General features: G+C 69.0%; 4 protein-coding genes and 1 pseudogene. All 5 read right to left on the reverse strand.

Going from position 1 to position 3,578, the window contains the following annotated elements; all coding sequences use genetic code 11:
• Nucleotides 1-208, reverse strand: a pseudogene (locus H5J29_RS25365) (PadR family transcriptional regulator); the annotation flags it as partial.
• 67 nt (nt 209-275) lie between these two features.
• Entirely contained in the window at nt 276-797 is a 522-nt protein-coding gene (locus H5J29_RS25370) for a YflT domain-containing protein (RefSeq protein WP_181783537.1), read from the reverse strand.
• A 191-nt stretch (nt 798-988) separates the two neighbouring features.
• Nucleotides 989-2,182 (reverse strand): acyl-CoA dehydrogenase family protein, encoded by a 1,194-nt coding sequence (locus H5J29_RS25375; RefSeq protein ID WP_181783538.1) that lies wholly within the window; start codon nt 2,180-2,182, stop codon nt 989-991.
• Between the two features lie 34 nt (nt 2,183-2,216).
• Nucleotides 2,217-3,197 (reverse strand): HpcH/HpaI aldolase/citrate lyase family protein, encoded by a 981-nt coding sequence (locus H5J29_RS25380; protein WP_181783539.1) that lies wholly within the window; start codon nt 3,195-3,197, stop codon nt 2,217-2,219.
• Nucleotides 3,198-3,347: 150 nt separating this feature from the next.
• Nucleotides 3,348-3,578, reverse strand: a 231-nt coding sequence (locus H5J29_RS25385; RefSeq protein WP_181783540.1) for a PhzF family phenazine biosynthesis protein, incomplete at its 5' end; no start/stop codon positions are given.

Consider the following 3,578-nt stretch of genomic DNA (forward strand, 5'->3'; position numbering starts at 1 on the left):
CGTCGCGCTCCACGCCCGCGACCTCGATCAGCGCGGCCCGCTCCAGCTTGTCGACGGCGTGGTACATCGACCGGGGCAGGCCCGTCACGAAGTCCTTGTGGGTCGCCACCATGAACCGCTGCATCTCGTACGTGTGCTGCGGTCCGGTGAGCAGCAGCGCGAGCACGGTGAGGGCCGGGAGGTCCCGGTCCGCGCGTCGCAGCTTCATGCAGACCACCATATGGCGACTTGCACTATCACCACAAGAAGAAGCCGCCCCGAGGGGCGGCTCGTCCTCAGAACCCGGCGGTGGTCCCCATCGCGAGCTTGGCCAGCAGCTCACGGGCCTTCTCGGCGTTGCGCGGCTGGCACAGCACGTCGTACCGGCCGGCCACCATCTGACTGGCCGAGGTGAAGTCCCGACGGCCGCGCGTGCCCCAGTACTGGGCCGCCGCGAAGGCGAGACCGAACACGATGCCGCCCGCGAGCGCCACGACGATCCGCACGAGCGAGTCCCCCGCCGCGCTGAACAGGGACAGCAGCAGACCGACGAACAGGCCGAACCAGGCACCGGACGCGGCGCCGGAGAGCAGCACACGACCCCACGTCAGCCTGCCGACGATCCGCTCGACCAGCATCAGGTCGACGCCGACGATCGTCACGTCGCGCACTGGGAAGTCACTGTCCGCCAGGTGGTCGACCGCTCGCTGCGCCTCCTCGTAGGTGGCGTAGGAGCCGACCGGCCAACCGGTGGGCGGGGTGGGGAGGTTGGGCAGCCCCGGCGCGGGCCGCCCGCTGCCGCCGAACGGGGTGGTCACGGATTTCACTCCTCGCGTACTCCGGACGCCGGGGACATCTCGGCGTCCATCCTTCACAACGACGGAGACGCCCCCGAAGTGCCTCGTCGCTGGTCACGATAGAGCCACATCACCCGATGCACGAACGGTGCGACCACCCGACCTCGTGAGCGGCGATAGTCGCCATGGCGACTATCGCCACTCACAGGGTGCTACCTCGAGCGGTACTCCTTCAGCAGACCACGCGAGATGATCGTCTTCTGGATCTCGCTCGTGCCCTCGCCGATGAGCAGGAAGGGCGCCTCGCGCATGAGCCGCTCGATCTCGTACTCCTTCGAGTACCCGTAGCCGCCGTGGATGCGGAAGGACTCCTGGGTCACCTCGGCGCAGTACTCGCTGGCCAGGTACTTCGCCATGCCCGCCACGACGTCGTTGCGGTCGCCGGAGTCCTTCAGCCGGGCCGCGTTGACCATCATGTGGTGGGCGGCCTCGACCTTGGTGCCCATCTCGGCCAGCTTGAACGCGATGGCCTGGTGCTCGGCGATCGGCTTGCCGAAGGTGGTGCGCTGCTGCGCGTACTCCACCGCCAGCTCGAAGGCCCGGATCGAGATCCCGCAGGCCCGCGCCGCCACGTTCACCCGGCCGACCTCGACGCCGTCCATCATGTGCGAGAAGCCCTTGCCCGCCTCGCCGCCGAGGATCTGGGACCCGGCGATGCGGAAGCCGTCGAACACCGCCTCGGTGGTGTCGACGCCCTTGTAACCCATCTTGTCGATCTTGCCCGGGATGGTGAGCCCGGGGGCGACCTCGCCGAAGCCCGAGGGCTTCTCCACCAGGAACGTGGTGAGGTTCTGGTGGGGCTTCGGGTTGCCCAGGTCCGTCTTGACCAGCAGCGCGACCAGGTTCGACGAGCCGCCGTTCGTCAGCCACATCTTGGCGCCGTCGATGACGTAGTCGTCCCCGTCGGCCTTGGCGCGGGTCTTGATCGCCGCGACGTCCGAGCCGAGGTCCGGCTCCGACATCGAGAACGCGCCGCGGGTCTCCCCCAGCGCCATCTGCGGCAGGTACTTCTGCTTCTGCTCGGGCGTGCCGTGGTGCATCAGCATGTACGCCACGATGAAGTGGGTGTTGATCACGCCGGAGACGCTCATCCAGCCGCGCGCGATCTGCTCGACGACGAGGGCGTAGGTCAGCAGGGACTCGCCCAGGCCGCCGTACTCCTCGGGGATGGTGAGGCCGAAGAGCCCCATCTCCTTCATCCCGTCGACGATGTCCTGCGGGTACGCGTCGGCGTGCTCCAGGGCGGTGGCGTGCGGGATGATCTCCTTGTCCACGAACGTGCGGACGGTGGAGATGATCTCCTCCTGCACGTCGGTGAGACCGGCGGTCTGGGCCAGGCGGGCCATGTCTCTCTCCTCGTCGAACGGTCGCGTGGGCGGATCAGGCCTCGGGCGGGGTCCACTTGTCGGTGCGCTGCATGCCTGCGGCCCGACCCTTGCCGGAGATCACCAGGGCCATCTTGCGGGAGGCCTCGTCGATCATCTCGTCGCCGATCATGGCGGCGCCGCGCTTCCCGCCCGCCTCCGAGGTGAAGTACTCGTAGGCGTCGAGGATGTTCTCGGCGTGGTCGTAGTCGCTCTGCGCCGGGGAGAAGGTCTCGTTGGCGGCGTCGATCTGACCGGGGTGCAGCACCCACTTGCCGTCGAAGCCCAGTGCGGCGGAGCGTCCCGCCACCCGGCGGAACCCGTCGACGTCCTTGATCTGCAGGTAGGGGCCGTCGATGGCCTGCTTGTCGTGCGCGCGGGCCGCCATCAGGATCGACATGAGGATGTGGTGGTACGCGTCCCCCACGTCGTAGCCGGGCGGCTGCTCGCCCACGACCAGGGACTTCATGTTGATCGACGCCATGAAGTCGGCCGGGCCGAAGATGATCGTCTCGACGCGCGGGCTGGCCTGCGCGATCGCGTTGACGTTGGTCAGGCCCAGGGCGTTCTCGATCTGCGCCTCGATGCCGATCCTGCCGACCTCGTAGCCGATGGTCTTCTCGATCTGGGTGAGCAGCAGGTCGAGTGCCACGACCTGCTCGGCCGTCTGCACCTTCGGCAGCATGATGGCGTCGAGGTTCGCGCCCGCGCCCTCGACGACCTCGGTCACGTCCCGGTAGGTCCACTCGGTGGTCCAGTCGTTGACCCGGACCACGCGGGCCTTCTCGCCCCAGCCACCCTCGTTCAGCGCGGCGACGATCGTCTTGCGCGCGCCCGGCTTGGCCAGCGGCGCGCAGGCGTCCTCGAGGTCCAGGAAGACCTGGTCCGAGTTCAGGGTCCGCGCCTTGTCGATGAACTTCTGGCTGGAGCCGGGCACCGCCAGGCAGGACCGGCGGGGGCGGAGCGGGCGTGTGCTCGCTGACGCTACAGACGTCACTGTCGAACTCCTCAGATCTGAACCGCGCTGATCGGGCTCGGTGGATGCTGACACGTCCGGGCGCGCGGCGCGCCTTCGAGGTGATTGGTTTCTCACCCAGAGGAGGTGGCACGGGGTTACCAAGCGGTACTGCCCCCTCCGAACGGAGGGCTACGGCACCGCCGTGAGCCTGCCGCTCGAGATCGCGACCACCGCACCCTGCACCGTCGTGGCCACGGCCGCCCCCGCCTCGGCCTGCACCGTCACGTCGAGCCGGGAGGGCCTGCCGATCTCCAGCCCCTGCGCCACGGAGAAGGCGGACGGGCCGTCGCCCGCCAGCAGCCCGCGGTCGACGAGGAACACCCCGAGCGCGACGGCGGCCGAGCCCGTCGCCGGGTCCTC

It is taken from the genome of Pseudonocardia pini (genome assembly GCF_013870575.1).
GTDB classification, from domain to species: domain Bacteria; phylum Actinomycetota; class Actinomycetes; order Mycobacteriales; family Pseudonocardiaceae; genus Pseudonocardia; species Pseudonocardia pini.

Coding starts and splice junctions, on each gene's coding strand:
- H5J29_RS25375 (WP_181783538.1), bottom strand. CDS start 2,182: ATGGCCCGCCTGGCCCAGACCGCCGGTCTCACCGACGTGCAGGAGGAG.